This is a genomic window from Rothia sp. (in: high G+C Gram-positive bacteria) (genome assembly GCF_030540545.1).
Taxonomy (GTDB): Bacteria; Actinomycetota; Actinomycetes; order Actinomycetales; family Micrococcaceae; genus Rothia.
Genome location: NZ_JAUNVZ010000143.1, coordinates 1 through 1000, shown reverse-complemented (window position 1 = coordinate 1000; position 1000 = coordinate 1). Strand labels below are relative to the sequence as shown.

Annotated in this window: 2 protein-coding genes; both read left to right on the top strand. The window is 56.3% G+C overall.

What is annotated here, in order from left to right; all coding sequences use genetic code 11:
- Positions 1–223, top strand: a 223-nt coding sequence (locus Q4P78_RS09530; RefSeq protein ID WP_303340128.1) for a hypothetical protein, incomplete at its 5' end; no start/stop codon positions are given.
- Positions 224–269: 46 nt separating this feature from the next.
- A partial coding sequence (locus tag Q4P78_RS09525; protein WP_303340127.1) for a hypothetical protein occupies positions 270–1000 on the top strand: 731 nt, incomplete at its 3' end.

The window sequence follows — 1000 nt, the reverse complement described above, 5'->3', positions numbered from 1 at the left end:
GCTGCCCACTCCCTCCGGGGCAGGCCCTTGGCACTTCGCCATCGTGAAGACCCTCACCGGAGTTTATCAAGTGAGCAAACCCGTGGCGCAGAGTTTTGCCCTCCTTACCCATGGACTGAAGACCGCCCTGGTGATGCTCCTCGGACTGCTGGGGTATGCGAGCTACTACAACTCCTTGTGGATATGGTGGCGTAGAAATCAGAAATCGCGGGGCAAGAAATGAGGATTTCTCCCGTTAATACTTAAAAGACAGACCAACACTTACCGCTATGAGAAGGATATACACCCTGCTTACTGGCGCTGCCCTCGCACTGGCGGGGCAGGCCCAGAGCTACGATGACTTGTGGAAACAAGCCCGTGAGGCGGATAAAAAAGACTTGCCGCAGACGGCGCTAAAGGCCACCACACAGATACGAGATAAGGCTACGGCTGAGCAGGACAAGGCTCAGTTGCTCAAAGCCATGCTCCTCATGCACCAGTATGGGGGAGACATAGCTCCCGACTCCGCCCGCGTGATGGTGGAGCGGATGGAGCAAGCACTGGCTCACGAAACGGACAGTGTGGGGAAGGCTCTCTGGCGGGCAGCATTGGGACAACTCTATGAAGGTGCCGATGGTTATCGCCGCTGGGGCAGCGAAGACTATGAAGGCAATGAACAAAAGGCGCACGACTACTTTACTTCTTCGTTGGATCAGCTAGAGCTACTCGGCAAGGCGCGGGTCAAGGACTACCTGCCTCTATTCACCCCGGGAGCGGAGAGCCGCCATTACGATGACGACCTACTGCATGTGCTTTACCGTACGGCGATGGACAGCCGTACCCTCAAAACGACAGAGAAGCAGGTGCTGCGTCAGCGCGTACTGGCCTATTATCAGGCACAGGGCAATCAGGCAGCCACACTCCTGTTGAACCTTGAAGCCTTAGAGGCTGAACGCAGTGGACGACGCATCAAGGGAAGGCTGGAGGAGTGTGCATACTTCGGGCAGTTGCAAAAGCTGTA